At 71.4% G+C, this 22,015-nt stretch carries 17 protein-coding genes; 8 read left to right on the forward strand and 9 right to left on the reverse strand.

All coding sequences use genetic code 11. The features are described from left to right. The first annotated feature begins 8 nt into the window (after positions 1-8). Positions 9-1,658 (forward strand): NADH-quinone oxidoreductase subunit NuoN, encoded by a 1,650-nt coding sequence (gene nuoN / locus QQM67_RS00750; protein ID WP_314172190.1) that lies wholly within the window; start codon positions 9-11, stop codon positions 1,656-1,658. Between the two features lie 226 nt (positions 1,659-1,884). Then, positions 1,885-2,418 carry a hypothetical protein gene (locus tag QQM67_RS00755; protein WP_314171447.1) on the forward strand — a complete coding sequence of 178 codons (534 nt, stop codon included), beginning with the start codon at positions 1,885-1,887 and terminating at the stop codon, positions 2,416-2,418. Between the two features lie 70 nt (positions 2,419-2,488). On the opposite strand, the gene QQM67_RS00760 is transcribed toward QQM67_RS00755, so the two are convergent. After that, entirely contained in the window at positions 2,489-3,409 is a 921-nt protein-coding gene (locus QQM67_RS00760) for a fumarylacetoacetate hydrolase family protein (RefSeq protein WP_314171448.1), read from the reverse strand. A gap of 341 nt (positions 3,410-3,750) precedes the next feature. Between QQM67_RS00760 and QQM67_RS00765 the strand changes: the two genes are divergently transcribed. Both QQM67_RS00765 and QQM67_RS00770 read left to right on the forward strand, forming a co-directional pair. After that, positions 3,751-5,124, forward strand: a complete 1,374-nt coding sequence (locus QQM67_RS00765; protein ID WP_314171449.1) for an enolase C-terminal domain-like protein — start codon at positions 3,751-3,753, stop codon at positions 5,122-5,124. 5 nt (positions 5,125-5,129) lie between these two features. Then, positions 5,130-5,978, forward strand: coding sequence for a FadR/GntR family transcriptional regulator (locus QQM67_RS00770; RefSeq protein ID WP_314171450.1), 849 nt, complete (start codon positions 5,130-5,132; stop codon positions 5,976-5,978). Between the two features lie 64 nt (positions 5,979-6,042). Here QQM67_RS00770 and fahA read toward each other — a convergent pair whose 3' ends face one another. Further along, positions 6,043-7,299 (reverse strand): fumarylacetoacetase, encoded by a 1,257-nt coding sequence (gene fahA / locus QQM67_RS00775; RefSeq protein ID WP_314171451.1) that lies wholly within the window; start codon positions 7,297-7,299, stop codon positions 6,043-6,045. 300 nt (positions 7,300-7,599) lie between these two features. On the opposite strand from fahA, the gene QQM67_RS00780 reads away from it, so the two are divergent. The 4 genes from QQM67_RS00780 (at position 7,600) to QQM67_RS00795 (ending at position 12,322) form a co-directional block, all read left to right on the forward strand. Next, complete coding sequence (locus QQM67_RS00780) at positions 7,600-8,613, forward strand: polyprenyl synthetase family protein (protein WP_314171452.1); 1,014 nt, start codon at positions 7,600-7,602, stop codon at positions 8,611-8,613. Positions 8,614-8,933: 320 nt separating this feature from the next. Continuing rightward, positions 8,934-10,310 (forward strand): LolA family protein, encoded by a 1,377-nt coding sequence (locus QQM67_RS00785; protein ID WP_399064733.1) that lies wholly within the window; start codon positions 8,934-8,936, stop codon positions 10,308-10,310. A gap of 109 nt (positions 10,311-10,419) precedes the next feature. After that, positions 10,420-11,385 carry an ABC transporter ATP-binding protein gene (locus QQM67_RS00790; RefSeq protein ID WP_314171454.1) on the forward strand — a complete coding sequence of 322 codons (966 nt, stop codon included), beginning with the start codon at positions 10,420-10,422 and terminating at the stop codon, positions 11,383-11,385. Then, positions 11,372-12,322, forward strand: coding sequence for an ABC transporter permease (locus QQM67_RS00795; protein ID WP_314171455.1), 951 nt, complete (start codon positions 11,372-11,374; stop codon positions 12,320-12,322). The genes QQM67_RS00790 and QQM67_RS00795 overlap by 14 nt, the downstream gene beginning before the upstream one ends. Here QQM67_RS00795 and rarD read toward each other — a convergent pair. From rarD to QQM67_RS00830, 7 genes are all read right to left on the reverse strand, one after another. Further along, positions 12,312-13,340 (reverse strand): EamA family transporter RarD, encoded by a 1,029-nt coding sequence (gene rarD, locus QQM67_RS00800; RefSeq protein WP_314171456.1) that lies wholly within the window; start codon positions 13,338-13,340, stop codon positions 12,312-12,314. The genes QQM67_RS00795 and rarD overlap by 11 nt on opposite strands. Positions 13,341-13,554: 214 nt before the next feature. After that, the gene (locus tag QQM67_RS00805; protein ID WP_314171457.1) at positions 13,555-14,646 is read right to left on the reverse strand and encodes a 2-oxoacid:ferredoxin oxidoreductase subunit beta; all 1,092 of its coding nucleotides are present in this window, start codon (positions 14,644-14,646) and stop codon (positions 13,555-13,557) included. After that, positions 14,639-16,603 carry a 2-oxoacid:acceptor oxidoreductase subunit alpha gene (locus QQM67_RS00810; protein ID WP_314171458.1) on the reverse strand — a complete coding sequence of 655 codons (1,965 nt, stop codon included), beginning with the start codon at positions 16,601-16,603 and terminating at the stop codon, positions 14,639-14,641. The genes QQM67_RS00805 and QQM67_RS00810 overlap by 8 nt, the downstream gene beginning before the upstream one ends. A 234-nt stretch (positions 16,604-16,837) precedes the next feature. Beyond that, a complete protein-coding gene (locus tag QQM67_RS00815) occupies positions 16,838-17,530 on the reverse strand; it encodes a response regulator transcription factor (RefSeq protein WP_314172191.1) in 693 nt (230 codons plus the stop codon). 155 nt (positions 17,531-17,685) lie between these two features. Then, positions 17,686-19,029: a sensor histidine kinase gene (locus tag QQM67_RS00820; protein ID WP_314171460.1), complete on the reverse strand. Its 1,344-nt coding sequence runs from the start codon at positions 19,027-19,029 to the stop codon at positions 17,686-17,688. Between the two features lie 223 nt (positions 19,030-19,252). Then, positions 19,253-20,497, reverse strand: a complete 1,245-nt coding sequence (locus QQM67_RS00825) for a sensor histidine kinase (RefSeq protein WP_314171461.1) — start codon at positions 20,495-20,497, stop codon at positions 19,253-19,255. A 294-nt stretch (positions 20,498-20,791) separates the two neighbouring features. Beyond that, positions 20,792-21,640 (reverse strand): S1 family peptidase, encoded by an 849-nt coding sequence (locus QQM67_RS00830; RefSeq protein ID WP_314171462.1) that lies wholly within the window; start codon positions 21,638-21,640, stop codon positions 20,792-20,794. Positions 21,641-22,015 lie beyond the last annotated feature (375 nt).

A 22,015-nucleotide genomic window follows, 5' to 3' on the forward strand; every position in this document is an offset into this window, starting at 1 on the left:
CGGTGGTAATGGCAGGGGCAGCGGGAGCCGTCCCCAGCCTGTGGACACTCGGAGCCGAGAAGCTCCAGGCTCCGAAGATCGAATACGGCCAGCTGTCACCGGCGCTGATCGTGCTGGGGGCGGCCGTCATCGGCATCGTCCTGGAGGCGTTCCTGCCCCGGAAGCTGCGCTACGGCGCGCAGTTGATCCTCACGGCGCTGGGCCTGGCCGCCGCCTTCGCGGCGGTGCTCGGCCTCGCGGTCACGGGGCACGCGACGACCAAGGCGGCGATCGCCGGCATGGGCGCCATCGCCGTGGACGGGCCGACGCTCTTCCTTCAGGGCACGATCCTGCTGGTCGGGCTGGTCTCGGTCTTCGTCTTCGCGGAGCGGCGGCTTGAGCCGCGCGGGCACTCGGGGAACAACGTGGACTCCTGGGCCGCGCAGCCCGCGTCCGTACCGGGCGGCGAGGGCGAGAAGGAGGCCACGAAGGCGGGCTGGACGACCACCGAGGTCTATCCGCTGCTCCTCTTCGCGGTCGGCGGCATGCTCATCTTCCCCGCCGCCAACGACCTGTTGACGCTCTTCATCGCCCTGGAGGTCTTCTCCCTCCCGCTCTACCTGCTGTGCGCGCTGGCCCGCCGCCGGCGGCTGCTCTCGCAGGAGGCGGCGGTCAAGTACTTCCTGCTGGGCGCCTTTTCGTCGGCGTTCCTGCTCTTCGGCGCGGCGCTGCTGTACGGCTTCGCGGGCACGTTCAGCTACTCGGGCCTCGCCCGCGTCATCGGCAACGCGGACCGGACCACGAGCGCCGTGCTGGCCGAGACGACCGGCAACGACGCGCTGCTGCTGATCGGCGGCGCCATGGTCGTCATGGGCCTGCTGTTCAAGGTCGGCGCCGTGCCGTTCCACATGTGGACCCCGGACGTCTACCAGGGCGCGCCCACGCCGGTCACCGGCTTCATGGCGGCGGCGACGAAGGTGGCCGCGTTCGGCGCGCTGCTGCGCCTGCTGTACGTGGTGCTGCCGGGCCTGCGCTGGGACTGGCGCCCGGTGCTGTGGGGCGTCGCGATCCTGACGATGCTGGCGGGCGCGGTCGTGGCCATCACCCAGACCGACATAAAGCGTCTGCTGGCGTACTCGTCGATCGCGCACGCGGGCTTCCTGCTCGCCGGTGTCATCGCCACGTCCAGGGACGGCGTCTCCTCGGTGCTCTTCTACCTGGGCGCGTACTCGTTCGTGACGCTGGGCGCCTTCGCGGTGGTCACGCTCGTACGGGACGCGGGCGGCGAGGCCACACACCTGTCCAAGTGGGCGGGCCTGGGCCGCCGTTCACCTCTGCTGGCGGGCGTCTTCGCGATCTTCCTGCTCGCGTTCGCCGGGATTCCGCTGACGTCCGGCTTCGCGGGCAAGTTCGCCGTGTTCAAGGCCGCTGCGGAGGGCGGCGCGGGCCCGCTGGTCGTGGTCGGTGTCATCGCCTCGGCGATCGCGGCGTTCTTCTACATCCGCGTGATCGTGCTGATGTTCCTCAGCGAGCCGAAGACGGACGGGCCGACGGTCGCCGTCCCCAGCGTGTGGACGACGTCCGCCATCACGGTCGGCGTCCTGGTGACGATCGTGCTGGGCGTCGCCCCGCAGTACTTCCTGGACCTGGCGAATCAGGCGGGCGTCTTCGTCCGCTGACCGGCTCCGCCGACCCTCACGCCGCTGCCCGGCACCCTGCGAACGGGGCGCCGGGCAGCGGCTGTTCGGCGTGGCCCCCGGTGAAGAGTCCTGGTTCGTACGCCTCTTGCCCCGCCGCGTATCGGAACGAGCTGATATTCGGCGCCCGCGCGGCCCGTGACTGCTAGCTTTGCGGGGCCCTGCGGGCGGCAGGGCGTGGAATCGGTGATCGACGAAGGGGTACGGGGTGCGCGCGACGGTGCGGAGGGCGGGGGCGGTGGCCGTGATCGTGGCCGGTGCGCTGCTGGTGAGCGGCTGCGGGAGCGGCGACGACGGCAGCAAGGACGACGCCGGTGGCGGCAAGCCGGAGGGGGGCAAGTCCGAGTCGCCGTCCGCCTCCGCCTCCGCGTCCGCGGAGAAGCCGGAGCAGCCCGGCGGCGGCGGTGCCGACGACGGCAAGTCCGGCCGGCTGCCCGGCATCTGGAAGGCGAAGGGCAAGCAGTACGTGCTGGCCATCGTGGGCGACGCGGTGACGCTGCTGCGTGAGGAGACGAACTGCACGGGCCGTGTGATGGACGCGGGCGGGCAGACGCTGGTCCTCAAGTGCCCGGGCGGCACGGGCGAAGACCGTACGAACGGCAAGGTCGGCGCCCTCAAGGGCAAGTCGATGAAGGTGAGTTGGAACGGCGGGGCGACGGACGTCTACGCCCGCGTGGCCGACGCGCCGGTGAAGCTGCCCAAGGACCCGAAGGACATGTCGAAGCTGATCCCGGCCGAGTGAGATCCGGGCCCGACCGGGCCTCGCTGACCGATCCTGTCGACAGACCGGGTCGACCGACCCGGCGTGGACCTCAACGCCGCTCGCGCCGGACGAGCGGCCGGTCCACCGCCTCGACCAGCCAGTCCAGTCGGGCCTGGTGGCCGGCCACCGGGTTCGACAGCACGCCCACGCCCTCGATCTCGATCCGGGCCGTGTCGCCGCCCTGGAGCGTGAAGTCCATGCCGGGGACGATGCCGGTTCCCGTCGCCAGTACGGCGCCGTCGGGGAACGGCTGGGCGTGGAAGAGGTGTTCGGCCAGGCCGTGCGGATCGCGGTGGAAGGCTGCCGTCGACGTCTCGCCCTCGAAGGCGACGGCCCCGTCGCGGCTGACGGTGAGCGTGATCCGCAGCGCGCCCGTGTCGGCCAGCTCCCATGCGGGGACGATGCCGGAGGAGACCGCTGCGCTTCCGCCGTAGATCTTCGCCTGGGGCAGATAGAGCGGGTTCTCGCCCTCGATGGTGCGGGAGCTGACGTCGTCGACGACCACGTAACCCACCGTCTCGCCCCGGCTGTTGAGGACGAGTCCGAGTTCGGGCTCGGGCACGTTCAGCCCCGAGTCGTCCCGTACGGCGACGGGTTCGCCGTCCGTCACGATCCGCCACGGCTGGCCCTTGAAGAACAGCTCGGGGCGTTCGGCGTCGTAGACGCGCTCATAGACGGACTGTTCGGTGCTCTCGGCGACCCGTGCCTCGCGCGAGCGCTCGTAGGTGACGCCGGCCGCCCACAGCTCCATCAGCCCGTCCAGCGGCGGGAGAAGCACGACGTCGTCCTCCGCGAAGACGGCGGGTGTGCCCGCGGCCTTCCCCGCCAGGGCGCGCAGCTCCCCGGAGGAGAGCCGCAGCAGGTCGGCGATGCGTGGCGTGCCGTCGAACGCGCGGAGGGCTCCCGCCTCGTCGGCGACGCCGGTGCGTACGGTTCCGCTGTCGTCAGCGAAGCGCACTATGCGTGTCATCGCTGCTCCTCTCTTCCGCTCGTGCTGCTCACTGTGGCCGTGCGGGTCCCGCGGCGAGTGTCCGACGGGCGTGCGGTCCTGCTCGTCGAGCCGGCTCCGCTGATCGAGCCGGCTCCGGTGGGAGGGAAGACGTCTGACCGCTGGAACGTAACGTCCGCTCCAGGGCCTGACAAGAGGCCGGTCGAACTCGTCCCACCTCACGCGTTGTTCGAGGTGGCGACGGAGGGCGGTATGGCGATCACCACGAGACGTCTGACATCTTGAGTCCCGTCACGCAACGGCAGCGCGTCCCACGGCGCGGCCAACCGCCGCCCTGCCGCACGTATCGGGAGTGAGTGCAGATGACCGCCCGCATCGTCGACGTCGAGACGATCGACGTCCGTTTCCCCACCTCGCGCGCCCTCGACGGCTCTGACGCCATGAACGAGGCGCCCGACTACTCGGCCGCGTATGTGATCCTCCACGTCGGCGACGACGGAGACGGCGACGGAGACAGCGACGGCGTCGCGCCGGGCCGGGAGAAGCCGCGGGTGTCCGAGGGCCACGGGTTCACGTTCACGATCGGCCGGGGAACGGACCTTGCGGTCGGTGCCGCGCAGGCGATCGGGCGCCGCGCCGTCGGCATGTCCGTCGAAGAGATCACCGGCGATCTCGGGGGATTCTCCCGCCACCTCCTCGGCGACAGCCAGCTGCGCTGGCTCGGCCCCGACAAGGGCGCGATCCACCTCGGCGCCGCCGCCGTGATCAACGCCGCCTGGGACCTGGCCGCCAAGCAGGCGGGCAAGCCCGTCTGGAAGCTGCTCGCCGACTTCACACCGCGCCAGATCGTCGACCTCGTCGACTGGCGCTACCTCAAGGACGCGCTCACGCCCGAGGCGGCCGTCGAACTGCTGGAGTCGCGGGTGCCCGGCCGCGCCGAACGCGAGGCGTACGTACGCGAGCACGGCTACCCCGCCTACACGACCAGCGCGGGCTGGCTCGGCTACGACGACGAGAAGCTGGCACGGCTCTGCCGCGAGGCCGTCGAGCAAGGCTGGGACTCGGTCAAGCTGAAGGTGGGCGCCGACCTCGACGACGACGTGCGCCGCTGCCGCATCGCCCGCGAGATCATCGGCCCGGACCGCAGGCTGATGATCGACGCGAACCAGACGCTCGGCGTCGACGAGGCCGTCCAATGGGCGGACGCGCTGCGGGAGTTCGGCATCTGGTGGTTCGAGGAGCCCACCAGCCCGGACGACGTGCTCGGCCACGCCGCGATCCAGCGCCGCATCGCGCCCGTTCACGTCGCCACCGGTGAACACGCGCACAACGCCGTGATGTTCAAGCAGTTCCTCCAGGCCGAGGCCATCGGCATCTGCCAGATCGACGCCTGCCGGCTCGGCGGAGTCAACGAGGCGGTCGCCGCACTGCTGCTCGCCGCAGCGCACGGCGTGCCGGTGTGCCCGCACGCGGGCGGCGTCGGCCTGTGCGAACTGGTGCAGCACCTCTCGGTGTTCGACTACGTGGCCGTCAGCGGCTCCATGGAGAACCGCGTCGTCGAGTACGTCGACCACCTGCACGAGCACTTCCACGATCCCGTACGGGTCGAGGGCTCGCGCTACCGCGTGCCCGAAGTCCCCGGCTACAGCGCGCAGATCCGCCGGGAGTCGCTGGAGGCCCACCGCTTCCCGGAGGGCGCCGTATGGAGCGGCGCGGCGGCCCCGGTGACACCGTGACGGGCATGACGGCCGGCGGAGGCGGCTCCGGCAGAGGCGGCACCGCCCGCAGAGGCAGCGGCGAGGACGGCGGCGTGAGCATGGCTCCCGGAGGGGACGCCGACGGCACGGGCACCGGCACCGGCACCGGCATCGGTACCGGCACCGGCAGCGTCGTGGACGTGGCGATCGGCCGCCTGAAGCGGCGCATCGAGACCGGCGAGTTCGCCCCCGGGCACCGGTTGCCGCCGGAGTCCGTGCTCGCGGGCGAACTGGAGCTGTCCCGCCCCTCGTTGCGCGAGGCCGTACGGGCTCTCGCGATGGCCGGTGTCCTCGACGTACGGCGCGGCGACGGCACGTTCGTCACCGACCTCCGCCCCGACCGGCTGATGAGCGCCATCGGCAGCTTCCTCGACCTCGCCCAGGACACGGCGCTCGACGAGATGCTCGAGTGCCGCAAGGTCCTGGAGCCCGGCGCCACGGCGCTCGCCGCGACCCGCATCGACGACGCCGCGCTCGACGCGCTGCTGGAGCGGATAGAGCGGATGCGGACGCTGCACGATCCCGGCGAACTCGTCCGCGAGGACCTGGCGTTCCACGCCGACATCGTCGCGGCGACGGGCAACAGGACGCTCCAGTCCCTCGTCTCGTCCGTGAGCGACCGGACCGCCAGGGCCCGCGTGTGGCGGGCCCTGGTCAAGTCGGACGTCCTGGCCTGGACGCATCAGCAGCACATGGACATCCACCGTGCGCTGCGCGCCCGCGACAGCCTCGGTGCGTTCGCCGCGGCGAGCCGCCACGTCAACGACGTGGAGACGTGGGTGCGCGAGCGGCTCGACGCGGTACGGGAGGGCACGCCCGGGCCCGGCGCCTGACGTCCTCCGGCGGTGCGGTGAAACGGCTGCGCCCCGGTCCGGCCGCCGACGGCGCCCTGTCGCCCTACCGTGCGGGCCGCACCGTCCCCGTCACCTCGCCCAGGCCGATGCGCCCGCCGCCGGGTCCCGGGGCCCACGCGGAGAGGGTCACCTCGTCGCCGTCCTCCAGGAAACCGCGGCTGCCGCCCGGCAGTTGGAGGGGCTCCTTGCCGCCCCACGTCAGCTCCAGCAGGCAGCCGCGCTGCGAGGGCTCCGGTCCGCTCACGGTGCCGGACGCGTACAGGTCGCCCGTACGCAGCGAAGCGCCGTTGACCGTCATGTGCGCGAGCTGCTGCGCGGCGGTCCAGTACATCGCGGAGAACGGCGGCTCCGAGACGGTGTGCCCGTTGATGCTCACCGTGATGCGCAGGTCGATCCCGCCGGGCTCCGGCTCCGCCGAGTCGTCCAGGTAGGGCAGCAGCGGCAGATCGCGCGCGGGCGGTGCGGTCCGGGCGGCGTCCAGGGCGTCGAGCGGGGTGATCCACGCCGACACGGACGTCGCGAAGGACTTGCCGAGGAAGGGGCCGAGCGGCACGTACTCCCAGCCCTGGATGTCGCGCGCGGACCAGTCGTTGAGCAGTGCCACTCCGAACACGTGGTCGCGGAAGCCGGAGAGCGGCACGCTCTCGCCGTGCTGGGACGGAGTGCCGACGACGAAAGCCACCTCCGCCTCGATGTCGAGCCGCCGCGAGGCGCCGAAGAGCGGTGCGTCCTCGTGCGGGGGCTTGCGCTGGCCCCTGGGCCGTACGACGGGGGTGCCCGAGACGACCACGGTCCCGGCCCGGCCGTGGTAACCGATGGGCAGGTGCTTCCAGTTGGCGGGCAGCGCCGCGCTGTCGGGCCGGAAGATCTTGCCGACGTTGGTGGCGTGGTGCTCGCTCGCGTAGAAGTCGACGTAGTCGGCGACCTCGAAGGGCAGCCGCATCGTCACCCCGGACAGCGGGCGCATGAACCCGGAGACCGTCCCGCGGTGCTCCGGTGCGGTCAGCCACTCGCGCAACTCGGCGCGCACGGCCTGCCAGACGGGCCGCCCCGCCGCCATCAGCGGCCCGAGCAGCGGCTGTTGGAGGAGATCCGCGTACGAGGAGCCGAAGGCCGCCGCCGCACCGCCCGCGTCCAGCACCCGGTCGCCGTAGCGCACGACGATGTGCGGACGGTCCGGATTCTCGGGGGTGGTGCACACGCCGTACGGGAGGTTGTCCGGGCCGAAGGGGTCGCCCTCGGGCAGGTGGATGGGGGCACCTCCCACGCGTGGCTGTGGGGGAAGGGTCGCGTCAGTCACAGTGCCTCGCCTTTGAGATCGTCGCCGGTCACGGGCGAGTTCAGCGTACGGGCACCCTTCCGGAGGCGTTCGGGCCAGGTCCCCGCGCACCCGTGTCCGGCGGGCGAAGGGGAGGTGGGGGCGGTGTGAGCGGGCCCCGGCCCGGCCCGTGCCCGTCAGGTGATACGCGCCCACGGAGATCCACACCTGACCGGATACGCTGCCGGGTGATGGCGGCGACCGGAAGCGAACACCGGAAGTGAAAGCAGCGAGCGTTCCCCGCGATCGCTCATTCGTCGTATGCAGACAGGAGACCCCCTCGTGACCGACGTCGGGCCCTTCGGACTGACCGTGCGGGACAAGGCTCTCGAGGCCGATGTCCGGGCGGGGCTGGCTGCTGTCGAGGAAGGTCTCTTCGAGGCCACGAAGAGCGACGTGCCGTTCATAACGGGCGCCGCGCAGCACCTCGTACGGGCGGGCGGGAAGCGTTTCCGCCCGCTGCTGGTGATGCTCGGCGCACAGTTCGGCGATCCGTACGCCCCGGGGGTCGTGCCCTCCGCCGTCGTGGTGGAGCTGACCCATCTGGCGACGCTGTACCACGACGACGTCATGGACGAGGCGGACGTGCGCCGCGGCGTCCCCAGCGCCAACGTCAACTGGACCAACTCGGTCGCCGTGCTGACCGGTGACTATCTCTTCGCCCGCGCCTCCCACATCCTCGCCGACCTGGGCCCCGAGGCGGTGCGCATCCAGGCGGAGGCCTTCGAGCGGCTGGTGACCGGCCAGATCATGGAGACCGCGGGCCCGGGTGAGGACCGCGACCCGGTGCAGCACTATCTGGACGTCATCGCGGGCAAGACCGGCTCGCTGATCGCGGTCGCGGGGCGCTTCGGGGCGCTGATGTCCGGGGCGGACGAGAGCGTCGTCTCGATCCTGACCCAGTACGGCGAGCGCGTAGGCACCGCGTTCCAACTCGCGGACGACGTGCTGGACATCGCCAGCGACTCCCACGAGTCGGGCAAGACGCCCGGCACCGATCTGCGCGAGGGCGTCCCGACCCTTCCCGTGCTCCATCTCCGCGCCCGCGCGGCCTCCCCGCAGGCCACCGCCGAGGACCGGGGCCTGCTCGACCTGCTCGACGGCGATCTGACGGACGACGCCCGGCACGCAGAAGTCCTCAAGGCCTTGCGCGCGCACCCCGCCCTCGAACAGGCCCGTCAGGACACCGTCCGCTACGCGAACGAGGCACGCGAGATGCTGACGCCGCTGCCCGACTGCGCCGCCAAGGCGGCCCTTTCGCAGCTGTGCGACGCGGTGGTGCACCGCGCCGTCTGAGACCGCGCCGTCTGAGACCGGGCCGTCTGATACCGCGGGAGGACCGCGGCAGGCCTTGTGAACGTCCCGGGCGCCGTCCGGCGGCTCAGGGTTCGCACCCATTCGTGGGCCTCCGCACGGGGGACGTGAGCCCCCGCCTCTCCACCCGCAGGAGTAGGCGCAGTTGCCTCCACCGGCTGACGCGGAACGCTCACCGGTTTGGTGCCATTGAGACTCCACCCCGCACGTTCCCGTGGAATTCGGGGACAATGGCCGAGCAGGGCAGGGGACGGACGAGTGCACGAACAGAACCGGCCACCGACCCGGAGGTAGGGCACGACATGGCACAGATCCAACCGAGGACACCCGGCAGGAAGGCCGTCAGGTACGGGATACCAGCCGGCGTCGCAGGAATCGCCGCGGTGACCATCGGGCTCGTCCCGGCGCTCGCCAACACCGGTGCCCCCGATCTGCCGAAGATCTCGGCGGAGGAACTGCTGGCGAAGATGGCCGCGTCCGACACCCAGCACATGTCCGGCACCGTGAAGATCACCACCGACCTCGGTCTGCCGGAGATGCCCGGCGTCGCGGGCGGCGGCAGCGGCAATCAGGGCGGCGGCCTCTTCGGCGGAGGCCCCCACGGTGAGGGCGAGCGCGGCGGCGAAGGCGGAGCGGGCAAGGGCCCCGGCGCGGCACCCCAGGACAAGCTGATGGAACTGGCCTCCGGCGAGCACACGCTCCGCGTGGCGGCCGACGGCCCCGACAAGCAGCGCGTCTCCGTCGTCGAGGACGCGTCCGAGTACAGCTTCATCCGCAACGGCGACGAGGTGTGGGCGTACGACAGCGGGTCGGACTCCGCCTACCACTCGAAGGCGCCGAAGGGCGCCGGCAAGCACGGCAAGCACAGCGAACACGGCAAGGGCCACCATGGTGCGCCCGGCGGCGGCCTCGGCGACGTCACGCCGCAGAAGGCCGCCAAGCAGGCGCTGAAGGCGGCGGACGACACCACGTCCGTGACCGTCGACGGTACGGCGAAGGTCGCCGGCCGCGACGCCTACCAACTCCTCATCAAGCCCAAGGGCGCCACGCATTCGACCGTCGACTCCGTACGTATCGCGGTGGACGCGGACAACGGCACGCCCCTGAAGTTCACGCTCGCGCCGAAGGGCGGCGGCAAGCCGGTCGTCGATGTGGGCTACACCAAGGTCGACTTCGGCAAGCCGGACGCCGGCACCTTCGACTTCAAGCCGCCGAAGGGCACCGACGTCACCGAGGCCGGGCCGCACGGCAAGGGCCACCGCGAGCACCTCGGCAAGCCCGGGAGGTCCGGACTGCCCGGCGAGCACGGCGAGTTCAAGAAGTCCGAGAAGTTCAAGAAGTTCCAGAAGCTGCGGAAGCCGGAGAAGGGCGAGGAGTTCGGGCTCTCCGGGCTGAACACGCTCGGCAAGGGCTGGGGTTCCGTAGCCGAGATCGACATGGGCAAGGGCGGAGCGAGCGGCTTCCCCGGCGCCCCGGCCCCCCGCGGCGACGACGGAAAGTCCCAGCAGGGCGGGAAGTTGCTCGACAGCTTCACCGAGAAGGCGGAGGGCGACTTCGGCACGGGCCGTATCTTCCACACCCGGCTGGTGAACGCTCTGATGACGGACGACGGAAAGGTCTACGTGGGCGCGGTGACGAAGGAGGGTCTGATCAAGGCCGCCGACGCCGCCGCCAAGTGACCTTCCCGTACTGCACGTCGTGACCGACCGACCCGTCCCCACCGCCCGCCGCGGGTGGTGGGGACGGCCTTACCGGAGGCAGATCCACCGACGAGACCACGGGAGCGCCATGGCCCAGCCGTCCCCCGCAACGGTCATCGAGACGCGCGGGCTCAGCAAGCGCTACCGAGGCGGCCAACTCGCCGTCGACGGGCTCGATCTGGCCGTTCCGCGCGGCAGCGTCTTCGGTTTCCTCGGGCCGAACGGCTCGGGCAAGACCACGACGATCCGGATGCTGCTGGGGCTCATCGACGCCACCGAGGGCGGCATCCGCGTGCTGGGCGAGCCGATGCCGTCCGCGGCCCGGCGGGTGCTGCCGCGCGTCGGCGCCCTCATCGAGGGCCCGGCCCTCTACGGCTTCCTCTCCGGGCGCGGCAACCTCCACCGGTACGACGCCGCCGATCCCGCCGCCGATCCCCGTACGCGCAAGGCGCGGGTCGAGCGGGCCCTGGAGCGGGTCGGGCTCTCCGCGGCCGCGGGCAAGAAGGCCAAGGCGTACTCGCTCGGCATGAAGCAGCGCCTGGGAATCGCCGCGGCGCTGCTCCAGCCCCGTGAACTGCTGGTGCTGGACGAGCCGACCAACGGGCTCGACCCGCAGGGCATGCGCGAAATCCGTTCACTCGTACGGGCGTTGGCGGATGACGGCACCACCGTCTTCCTCTCCTCCCACCTCCTTGACGAGATCGAGCAGGTCTGCTCGCACACGGCCGTGATGAACCGCGGACGGCTCGTCACCCAGGGCACCGTCGCCGAGATGTCCGCGGGCGCGCGCGGCCGGCTCACGGTCGCGACGCCGGACGGCGCCGAGGCGGCGCGCGTACTGAAGGAGCACGGCCTGGCCGACCTGACGGTGCTCGGCGACGAGGTGTCCGGCGAACTGCCGCCGCCGGAGGCGGTTCCGGCTCCCGATCTCGCCGATCTGAACACGGCGCTCGTACGGTCCGGGGTCCGGGTGCGGGGCTTCGGCGTGACCCGCGCGTCGCTGGAGGACGTCTTCGTGTCGCTCACCGGGGAGGGCTTCGATGTCGCAGGCTGACCTCATCGGCCCCGCGCAGGGCGCCGGTTCGGGCTCCGTCTCCGGCTCCGGGCCGGGCCCGGCGTCCGGCGAGGCCGCCGCCCTGCGCGCGGGCCGGGCCCGCCGCCGCACGTCCGGCCTTCTCCGCAGCGAACTGCTCACGACGTTCCGACGCTGGCGCACCCTCGCACTGCTGGGGGTGCTCGCGGTGATCCCGGTGCTGGTCGGCATCGCGGTCAAGATCGAGACGGCGGACGGAGGTTCGGCCGGCGGCGGGGACGGCGCCGGCCCGGCGTTCATCTCGCAGATCACCAACAACGGCCTGTTCCTGGTCTTCACCTCGCTCGCCGCGACGCTGCCCTTCTTCCTGCCGATGACCGTGGGCGTCGTCGCGGGCGACTCGGTGGCGGGCGAGGCCAACGCCGGAACGCTGCGCTATCTCCTGGTCGCGCCCGCGGGGCGCACGCGGCTGCTGCTGGTGAAGTACGCGGGCACGATGGTCTTCTGCCTCGCCGCGACCCTCGTCGTCGCGGCCTTCGCCCTCGCCACGGGCGCTGTCCTCTTCCCGCTGGGGAAGGTCACGCTGCTCTCCGGGACGACGGTGTCCTTGTCGGAGGGACTGCTGCGGGCGCTGGTGATCGCCGTCGCCGTGGCCCTCTCACTGACCGGGCTGGCCGCGCTCGGGCTGTTCATCTCGACGCTCACCAACAGCGGGATCGCCGCGATGGCCGCAACTGTCGGGCTGCTGCTGATGGTTCAGATCGTGGACACCATTCCGCAGCTGCACGCCGTCCAGCCGTATCTCTTCCCGCACTACTGGCTCAGCTTCGCCGATCTGCTGCGCGACCCCGTCTACTGGGACGAGTTGGTCAAGAACCTCGGCCTCCAGGGGCTCTACACCGCCGTGTTCGGCTCCGCGGCCTGGGCGCGCTTCACCAACCGCGACGTCACGTCTTAGGGGAGGACGGGGCGGAGGGCTCCGCCGGGCTCCCGGAGGCTCCCTCGACCGCGGCCGCTCCGGCGGACCCGCCTGCTTCCGCTGCCTCGGCCGCCTCTTCCGCGCGCGCCTCCGCCGTACGCAGCTGCTCCCGGCCGCGGCGCCTCGTGCGCAGCGCGTCCCAGCTCAGCACGCACAGCGCGAGCCACACCAGGATGAAGCCCGCCCAGCGCTCCGGCGGCATCTCCTCACGGAAGGCCAGCAGCCCCAGGACGAACATCAGCGTCGGCGTCAGGTACTGGAGCAGGCCCACGGTGGAGAGCGGCAGCCGCACGGCCGCGCTCCCGAAGAAGATCAGCGGCACGGCGGTGACCAGCCCCGAGACGGCGAGCAGCAGCGCGTGGCCCACGCCTCCGGCGACGAAGGAGCCCTCGCCGGTGGCCCCCAGATAGAGCAGGAAGCCCATCGCGGGCACGAACTGCACGGCGGTCTCCGCGCTGAAGCTGTCGACACCGTCCAGCAGGATCCGCTTCTTGACCAGCCCGTACGTGGCGAAGCACAGCGCGAGCGAGATCGACAGCCAGGGCACCTGCCCGTACGCGATGCTCAGCACCGCCACCGCGCTCGCGCCGATGCCGACGGCGGCCCACTGCGCGGGACGCAGCCGCTCGCGCAGCAGCAGCACTCCGAAGGCGATCGAGACCAGCGGATTGATGAAGTAGCCCAGGGACGACTCCAGCACCTTGCCGACGCTCACCGACCAGATGAACAGGCCCCAGTTGACGGAGATCGCCGCGGCGGCCGTGGCGACCAGGGCCAGCCGCCGGGGCTGACGCAGCAGCGGCCCTATCCAGGACCGCCGCCGCAGCACGGTCAGCAGCACCAGGGCCGTCGGCAGGGACCACACCATGCGGTGGGCGAGGACCTCGCCGGGGGGCGTGGAGTCGAGCAGATGCCAGTAGAGGGGAAGGATTCCCCAGAGGCCGTAGGCGGCGAACCCGTAGAGCAGACCGGCCCGCTGGTCGTTCCCAGTTCCCACGAACCGTCCTCCTCCGGTGCGAGCCGTAGCTGCCGGGGCGACCGTAACGCCGCCGGAACTCGGCTGTCATCTCCGTTCCACATGACGGTACTGACGCCGCGGAGGTCCCGCACACGCACAGACCGCGGCCCCACCGGAACGATCCGGCGGGGCCGCGTCTCGCGCTGCACAGTTGTCCGGCTTGGGTTCGGCCTGGCTTCCGGCCGGGGATGCCTCAGCCCGCGACCGTCCAGGTGTCGTTGCCGGCGAGCAGCGCGCCGAGGTCGCCCTTGCCCTGGTTCTCCACGGCCGCCTCCAGCTGCGTGTTCATGTCCGCGTCGTAGACGGGCCGCTGGACGTCGCGCAGCACGCCGATCGGGGTGCGGTGCAGGGTCTCCGGATCGGCCAGCCGCGAGAGCGCGAACGCCGTGGTCGGGGACTCCGCGTGCGCGTCGTGCACGAGGACGCCGTCGGTGCCCTGCTCCGCGACGTCGACGATGCGCAGATCACCGGTGGCCGGGTCGCGGACGACGCCCTTCGAGCCGAGGCCGTCCTCCCCGGGGACGCCGAACCGGATGGGCTCGCCGTGCTCCAGGCGGATCACCGCCTCCTGCGCCTGCTGCTTGTCCTTCAGCACCTCGAAGGCGCCGTCGTTGAAGATGTTGCAGTTCTGGTAGATCTCCACCAGCGCCGTGCCGTGGTGGTCGGCCGCCGCGCGCAGCGTGCTCGTGAGGTGCTTGCGGTCCGAGTCGACCGTACGGGCGACGAACGACGCCTCCGCGCCCAGCGCCAGCGACACCGGGTTGAACGGTGAGTCCAGCGAGCCCATCGGCGTCGACTTGGTGATCTTCCCCGTCTCCGACGTGGGGCTGTACTGCCCCTTCGTGAGCCCGTAGATGCGGTTGTTGAAGAGCAGGATCTTCAGGTTCACGTTGCGCCGCAGCGCGTGGATCAGGTGGTTGCCGCCGATGGACAGCGCGTCGCCGTCGCCCGTGACGACCCACACCGACAGGTCGCGCCGCGTGCTCGCCAGGCCGGTGGCGATGGCGGGGGCACGCCCGTGGATCGAGTGCATCCCGTAGGTGTTCATGTAGTACGGGAAGCGGGAGGAGCAGCCGATGCCGGAGACGAAGACGATGTTCTCCTTGGCCAGCCCGAGCTGCGGCATGAACCCCTGTACGGCCGCCAGCACGGCGTAGTCGCCGCAGCCGGGGCACCAGCGCACCTCCTGGTCGGACTTGAAGTCCTTCATGGTCTGCGCCGCTTCGGCCTTCGGGACCAGCGAGAGCGCCTCGCTCCGCCGGGTCTCCGGTGTCGTCTCAGTCATCGGTGGAGGCCTCCTTCAATGCGGTCGCGAGCTGCTCGGCCTTGAAGGGCATGCCGTTGACCTGGGTGTAGGAGTGGGCGTCGACGAGGAATTCGGCACGGACGAGGGTGGCGAGCTGGCCGAGGTTCATCTCGGGGATGATCACCCTCTCGTAACGCCTCAGTACGGCGCCCAGGTTGGACGGGAAGGGGTTGAGGTGGCGCAGATGCGCCTGCGCGATGTGCTGCCCGTCCCGGCGCAGCCGGCGCACGGCGGCGGTGACCGGCCCGTACGTCGAACCCCAGCCCAGCACAAGGGTCTTCGCGCGCCCGTCCGGGTCGTCGGCCTCGATGTCCGGGACGTCGACGCCGTCGACCTTCGCCTGCCTCGTACGCACCATGAGGTCGTGGTTGGCCGGGTCGTAGGAGATGTTGCCGGTGCCGTCCTGCTTCTCGATGCCGCCGATGCGGTGTTCGAGGCCGGGCGTGCCCGGGACCGCCCACGGGCGCGCGAGGGTCTGCGGGTCGCGCTTGTACGGCCAGAAGACCTCGGTGCCGTCGTCGAGCCGGTGGTTGGGTGACTGCGCGAACTGCACGCTCAGGTCCGGGAGTTCACCCGTCTCCGGTACGCGCCAGGGCTCCGAGCCGTTGGCGAGGTAGCCGTCGGAGAGAAGGAGGACCGGGGTGCGGTAGGTGAGCGCGATGCGGGCCGCCTCCAGCGCCGCGGTGAAGCAGTCGGCCGGGGTGGAGGGCGCGATGATCGGCACGGGAGCCTCGCCGTTGCGTCCGTACATCGCCTGGAGCAGATCGGCCTGCTCGGTCTTGGTGGGCAGCCCGGTGGACGGGCCGCCGCGCTGGATGTCGACGATCAGCAGCGGCAGTTCCAGCGAGACCGCCAGGCCGATGGTCTCCGACTTCAGCGCCACGCCCGGCCCGGAGGTCGTCGTCACACCGAGCGCGCCGCCGAAGGCCGCTCCCAGCGCGGCGCCGATGCCTGCGATCTCGTCCTCGGCCTGGAAGGTGCGCACCCCGAAGTTCTTGTGCCGGGACAGCTCGTGCAGCACGTCCGACGCGGGGGTGATCGGATACGAGCCGAGGAACAGCGGCAGGCCGGACTGGTGCGAGGCCGCGATCAGGCCGTAGGCGAGGGCGAGATTGCCTGAGATGTTCCGGTACGTGCCGGGCGGGAAGGCAGTGGTGGCGGGTGCCACCTCGTAGGAGACGGCGAAGTCCTCGGTGGTCTCGCCGAAGTTCCAGCCGGCCCGGTACGCGGCGATGTTCGCCTGGGCGACCTGCGGCTTCTTGGCGAACTTGGTGCGCAGGAAGTGCTCGGTCTGCTCGGTCGGGCGGTTGTACATCCACGACAGCAGGCCGAGGGCGAACATGTTCTTCGAGCGGCCGGCGTCCTTGCGGCCCAGCTCGAAGTCCTTCAGCGCCTCCACGGTCAGCGTGGTCAGCGGCACCTCGTGCACCCGGTAGCCGTCGAGCGAGTCGTCCTCGAGCGGGCTCACGTCGTAACCGACCTTCGCCATCGCGCGCTTGGTGAACTCGTCGGTGTTGACGATGATCTCAGCGCCGCGCGGCACGTCGCCGATGTTCGCCTTCAGGGCCGCCGGGTTCATCGCGACGAGCACGTTCGGGGCGTCGCCCGGCGTGAGGATGTCGTGGTCGGCGAAGTGCAGCTGGAAGGAGGAGACACCGGGGAGGGTGCCCGCGGGGGCGCGGATCTCCGCCGGGAAGTTCGGCAGTGTCGAGAGGTCGTTGCCGAAGGAGGCCGTCTCCGACGTGAAGCGGTCGCCGGTCAGCTGCATGCCGTCGCCCGAGTCGCCCGCGAAGCGGATGATCACCCGGTCCAGGCGCCGGACCTCCTTGGCGTGCGCCGTGGCCCCGTTCGCCCCGTTGGCGCCGTTCGTGCCGTCCGCCGCGGGCTCGTCGGCGCCCGGGTGCTGCCCGGCTGGGCTGTTGACCTGGTTGGTCACGGTGGATCGGACCTCCTCGGGGCTGCGTGCTCGCCAGCCATCGTACGTCGGTAAGGGTTACCTTCCCTGGACTGACCACATCTCGGACGACTCCTTGAGACACCCGGCGGGCCGCCCGATCCGTACCCCGCCCGGCACTGCCAAGTCCCGCGCCTCCCGTCGAACGCCCAGGTCAGGGCGGTGCGGGGGGAGTCGGTGCCGCCGCGGACCGGCAGTCTGCCGCGGCGGACTCGATCAGGAGTCGAGATACGTCAGCACCGCCAGCACGCGGCGGTGATCAGCGTCACTCTGCGACAGACCCAGCTTCATGAAGATGTTGCTCACGTGCTTCTCGACGGCACCGTGGCTGACCACCAGCTGCTGTGCGATCGCGGAGTTCGTACGCCCCTCCGCCATCAGCCCCAGCACCTCCCGCTCGCGCGGGGTCAGCGCCGCCAGTACGTCCTGCTTGCGGCTGCGGCCCAGAAGCTGTGCGACCACCTCGGGGTCGAGCGCCGTGCCGCCCTCGGCGACACGGACCACCGCGTCCACGAACTCCCGCACCTCCGCGACGCGGTCCTTGAGCAGATAGCCGACGCCGCTGCTGGATCCCGCCAGCAGCTCCGTCGCGTACTGCTCCTCCACGTACTGCGAGAGCACCAGGACGCCCAGGCCGCGGTGGGCCTCGCGGAGCGCGATGGCAGCCCGTACGCCCTCGTCCGTGTGGGTCGGCGGCATCCGTACGTCGGCGACGACCACATCCGGCAGGGAGCCCGCGGCCGCCAGGTCGGCGACGGTCTTGACCAGTGCCTCGCCGTCCCCGACCCCCGCGACGACCTCGTGGCCCCGGTCGGTCAGCAGCCGGGTCAGGCCCTCCCGCAGGAGCACCGAGTCCTCGGCGATCACGACCCGCGCCCTGTCCTCCACGTCCTGCACGCCCTCCGCCATGGCCCCCGTCTCCTGTTCGGACTGCTCAGTACGACGCATGCGACGCGCTCAGCATTCCAGACTCGGGGCAGCCGGGCGGGCGGACGGCGGCAGCGGGGCGCGGGGCCGCCGGCGAGCGTGTGCCGGAGCGGTGCCCTGCGCCGGCGGGCGTCGCCTCAGACCCGCCAGGGGAGTTCGGCGGTGATGGTGGTGGGGCCGCCGGTGGGGGAGTCGAGGATGAGGAGTCCGTCGACGGCGGTGAGGCGGTCGGCGAGTCCGGCGAGTCCGGTGCCGTTGGTGGTGTCGGCGCCGCCTTTTCCGTTGTCGGTGACGTGGAGGAGGAGGCGGTCGTGGTTGCGCCAGAGGTCGATGCGGGCGGTGGTGGCGCCGGAGTGTTTGGTGATGTTCTGGAGGAGTTCGGAGACGGTGAAGTAGGTGATGCCTTCGATGGCTTGGGCGGGGCGGTCGGGGAGGTCGACGGTGACGGTGACGTCGGCGGTGCAGCGGGTGGCGAGTGCGGACAGGGCGGGGCCCAGTCCGCGGTCGGTGAGGATGGCGGGGTGGATGCCGCGGGCGAGGTCGCGGAGTTCTTGGAGGGCGAGTTTCACTTCGCCGTGTGCTTCGTCGACCATGTCGGCGGCGGCTTGGGGGTCTTCGAGGAGTTTTTCCTTGGCGAGGCCGAGGTCCATGGCGAGGGTGACGAGGCGGGCTTGTGCGCCGTCGTGGAGGTCGCGTTCGATGCGGCGCAGGTCCGCGGCGGCGGTGTCGGCCACCGACCCACGATCCGACTCCAGCTCCCGTACGCGCGTCGCCAGCGGTGACGGCCCGAGCAGCCCGTGCACCATCAGCCGGTCCACCTGGGTCAGCCCCCGTACGATCCACGGCGTCATCAGCAGCAGCGCCACCCCGACGAGGGCGGTGAGCGCGAGTTCGGGCGGGCTCTCCAGGTACGTGCCGCCGATCTCCGTGGTGCCGTCGGCCGTCACGCCGTCGGGCCCCACCTGCATCCCCGGCTGGCCCAGATGGCGCGGGAAGACCCACTGCCACGCGGGATACAGCGTCAGCCCCAGGCTGACGGACCAGAAGACGACGGAGACGACGAACGAGAACAGCGCCCACGGGAAGTGCAGCACCGTGTAGAGCAGATGCCGCCACGAGACGCCGCTGCGCAGCAGAGCCCCCACCCACGGCATCAGTCCGCGGCGCCGCTGGAGCGCGCGTACGGGCTCGGGCTCGGCGACGTCCACGTCCAGCAGTACGCGCGCACGGGCGCGCTCCAGGCGGCCGACGGCGCGGCAGCCCAGCAGGCCCGCGGCGAGGACGGGCACGCCGAGGAAGGTGATCAGCAGGCCGGCGCCCACCGAGAGCATGCTGACCGCGTACACGAAGAACACGCACGCGAGCGGCATGCCCGTCACGACGTGCAGCAGCTCGCGCCAGGCGCGGCCCTCGAAGGGGGCACGCAGCACACCCGGCACCCCGTGGGGGCGGGGCCGCGCGATCTCGGATGCGGTGGCCATGGGTGATGCCCGTCCTTCCGGGTCCGTGGTGGGTGTGTGCCTCAGTGGGGGGCGGAGCCCGGGCCGGGTACGGCTCGCGGGCTTCTCCTACAGGGTCCGTCGCGGACGGCGTTCCGGGCCATGGCGTGTGCACGCGTCTCGGTGAGGGGGTTTACCCCACCCCTGCCGGGGGCCCAGGGGCCGCGGGCCGTGCTGTGGCCCGGGTTCGGCTCCGGGCACGGAGTCAGCCGGCGCGCCGCAGGCTCTTCCGCTTCGCGCGCGGGGCCTTGCCTCCGGACCGCGCGTCGCCGATCTCCCGTCCGCGCCAGGGGAGTTCGGCGGTGATGGTGGTGGGGCCGCCGGCGGGGGAGTCGAGGATGAGGAGTCCGTCGACGGCGGTGAGGCGGTCGGCGAGTCCGGCGAGTCCGGTGCCGTTGGTGGTGTCGGCGCCGCCTTTTCCGTTGTCGGTGACGTGGAGGAGGAGGCGGTCGTGGTTGCGCCAGAGGTCGATGCGGGCGGTGGTGGCGGCGGAGTGTTTGGTGATGTTCTGGAGGAGTTCGGAGACGGTGAAGTAGGTGATGCCTTCGATGGCTTGGGCGGGGCGGTCGGGGAGGTCGACGGTGACGGTGACGTCGGCGGTGCAGCGGGTGGCGAGTGCGGACAGGGCGGGGCCCAGTCCGCGGTCGGTGAGGATGGCGGGGTGGATGCCGCGGGCGAGGTCGCGGAGTTCTTGGAGGGCGAGTTTCACTTCGCCGTGTGCTTCGTCGACCATGTCGGCGGCGGCTTGGGGGTCTTCGAGGAGTTTTTCCTTGGCGAGGCCGAGGTCCATGGCGAGGGTGACGAGGCGGGCTTGTGCGCCGTCGTGGAGGTCGCGTTCGATGCGGCGCAGGTCCGCGGCGGCGGTGTCGGCCACCGACCCACGATCCGACTCCAGCTCGGCGATGCGCCGCTCCAGCTCGTCCGACGGCGAGAGCAGAGCCCGTACGAGAGCACGGTCCACGTTGGTCAGGCCGCGCGCCAGCCACGGGAGCACCGGCCAGCCCACGAAGAGCGCGGGCAGCGTCACGCCGAAGCTGAGCCAGCCCCAGGGCAGGCGGATGAAGAAGTAGAGCACGTGCCGCCAGGCCACCGAGTCCTTCAGCTGCGTCCACAGCCAGGACAGGAACCCCTCCTCGCGCGCACGCAGAGCGCTCGGCTCCTCGACCCGTACGCGCAGCAGCTTCCGCGCCCGCGCGCGCTCGAACCGCCCGAGGCCGCGGACGCCGAGCAGCGTCAGCGCGAGCAGCGGAAGGCCGACCAGCGTGAACGAGAGCATGGCGCTGGCGTAGATGCAGACAGCGATGTACGCGAACCCCGCCACCCCGACCGGCATGTTGCTCAGCAGATGAGCGATCTCCCGCCACGTCTGCGCGCTGAGCACCGGCGCCGGCGGCGGAAGGGGCTCGTCCCGTTGGTCCCCGTGGCCGTAAGGGTGTGCACTCGCGGTCATGCGCCAAGACTGCCCGGTGGGCGGGGGTTGCGCCATGGGGTTCGGAGGGGGGACGACGTGGGGATAACCCCACCTTTCCGCCCCGGTCCCGCCGCCCCGGCCCGGCCGGTCACCGGGTGCGCCTCGCGGAAGGACCGGTCGCCCGGCCCTCCGCACGCGACGACGCCCGCGCCCTGCCCGAAGGCAGATGCGCGGGCGTCGCCGTCTCATGGACTCGCGGCTTCACGCCTCGCGGTCTCACGGACTCGCGTCACATGACGCTCGTCACATGGACGGAGGCCGGACGGCCGGGCGTCAGCCCAGCTCGCCGGCGGCCTTCTTGATGTCCGCCGCGAAGTTGCTCACCTCGGTGTAGACGCCGGGCTTGCCCTTGCGCGCACAGCCCTCGCCCCAGCTGACGATGCCGACCTGGACGGGCTTGCCGGCCTCGTCCTTACGGAACATGGGGCCGCCGGAGTCGCCCTGGCAGCTGTCGACGCCGCCCTCGTCGACGAGGCCCGCGCACAGCTCCTCGCCCGGGATGAGCTCGGAGTAGGCCTTCTTGCAGGTGTCGTCGTCGACGAACGGCACGGTGGCCTTGAGCATCTTCTGCTGCTGCTCGCCGCCCTCCTTGTCGGCGCCCCAGCCGGCGATGGTGAAGTCGCCCTTGTTGTTGGCGTCGTCCTCCGCGATGGGCAGCGTCTCCTGGTCGATGGGCTTGGCGAGCTTGATCAGCGCCCAGTCCTTGCCCTTGCCGTCGTAGCCCGGGGCCTGGAGGACCTCCTTGGACTTCACCTCGACCTTGTCGGAGTCCTCGAGGTCGACGACGCCGCCGGTGGCGGTGATGCTGTCGTTCTCACCGCTGCCTTCCACGCAGTGCGCGGCGGTCAGGACGATGTCCTTCTCGAAGAGCGCACCGCCGCAGCCCATGGAGAGCCGGACCATCCACGGGAACTCGCCCTTCTCCGCGGGCTCTCCGCCGACGATCTTGGCGCTGATGTCGTCGGAGTGCTGCTCCGGGGCGGCGGCGGCCTTGGACTGCTCGGCCTTCGCACCGTCCTCCTGGCCGGCCATGGCCGCACCCATCGGCGCCAGGCCCAGCGCGGCGGCGGCAACCGCCGCACCGGCTATGAGTCTCGAGATCGTCTTGCGTCGATTCTGCACGGGTTTTTCCTCTCGTGGGGGGTTACGCGCGTAGCCCGGCGGAGACGGCCCAAATCGTCCTGGAAATCAGGGAATTGGCCGGGCCCCGTCAAGCGTTGTGCGATTCTCTTCCGGCCGCGCGCGCACTGGCAAGGGGCGGTTTCCGGCGACAACGGCCCCATACAGGGGCACATGCGGCATGTGTTCGGCTGCCAGGTCCTGCCGGGTGAAAGATTGCGCGTACGCCCTAGACTCCCGTGCGTACAAGGCGCTGGACGCACGTAACGCGTACGGCGTGGTGAGAGTCGCGCACGGTGCGGGCGGCCTCGTGGTCCGGCGGACGGAAGCGGAGGAGCACGCGGACGGAAGACGCGGAGGGAAACAGCCGGACGGAAC

The sequence above is a fragment of the Streptomyces winkii genome, assembly GCF_032248595.1.
Taxonomy (GTDB): domain Bacteria; phylum Actinomycetota; class Actinomycetes; order Streptomycetales; family Streptomycetaceae; genus Streptomyces; species Streptomyces winkii.

Bases quoted from the DNA above. Each gene is read 5' to 3' on its own strand.
- QQM67_RS00785 (WP_399064733.1), top strand. From the start codon at position 8,934: ATGGCACAGATCCAACCGAGGACACCCGGCAGGAAGGCCGTCAGGTAC.
- QQM67_RS00790 (WP_314171454.1), top strand. From the start codon at position 10,420: ATGGCCCAGCCGTCCCCCGCAACGGTCATCGAGACGCGCGGGCTCAGC.
- QQM67_RS00825 (WP_314171461.1), bottom strand. From the start codon at position 20,497: ATGACCGCGAGTGCACACCCTTACGGCCACGGGGACCAACGGGACGAG.
- QQM67_RS00770 (WP_314171450.1), top strand. From the start codon at position 5,130: ATGACGGCCGGCGGAGGCGGCTCCGGCAGAGGCGGCACCGCCCGCAGA.
- QQM67_RS00765 (WP_314171449.1), top strand. From the start codon at position 3,751: ATGACCGCCCGCATCGTCGACGTCGAGACGATCGACGTCCGTTTCCCC.
- nuoN (WP_314172190.1), top strand. From the start codon at position 9: ATGGCAGGGGCAGCGGGAGCCGTCCCCAGCCTGTGGACACTCGGAGCC.
- QQM67_RS00805 (WP_314171457.1), bottom strand. From the start codon at position 14,646: ATGACTGAGACGACACCGGAGACCCGGCGGAGCGAGGCGCTCTCGCTG.
- QQM67_RS00820 (WP_314171460.1), bottom strand. From the start codon at position 19,029: ATGGCCACCGCATCCGAGATCGCGCGGCCCCGCCCCCACGGGGTGCCG.
- QQM67_RS00815 (WP_314172191.1), bottom strand. From the start codon at position 17,530: ATGGCGGAGGGCGTGCAGGACGTGGAGGACAGGGCGCGGGTCGTGATC.
- QQM67_RS00760 (WP_314171448.1), bottom strand. From the start codon at position 3,409: ATGACACGCATAGTGCGCTTCGCTGACGACAGCGGAACCGTACGCACC.
- QQM67_RS00795 (WP_314171455.1), top strand. From the start codon at position 11,372: ATGTCGCAGGCTGACCTCATCGGCCCCGCGCAGGGCGCCGGTTCGGGC.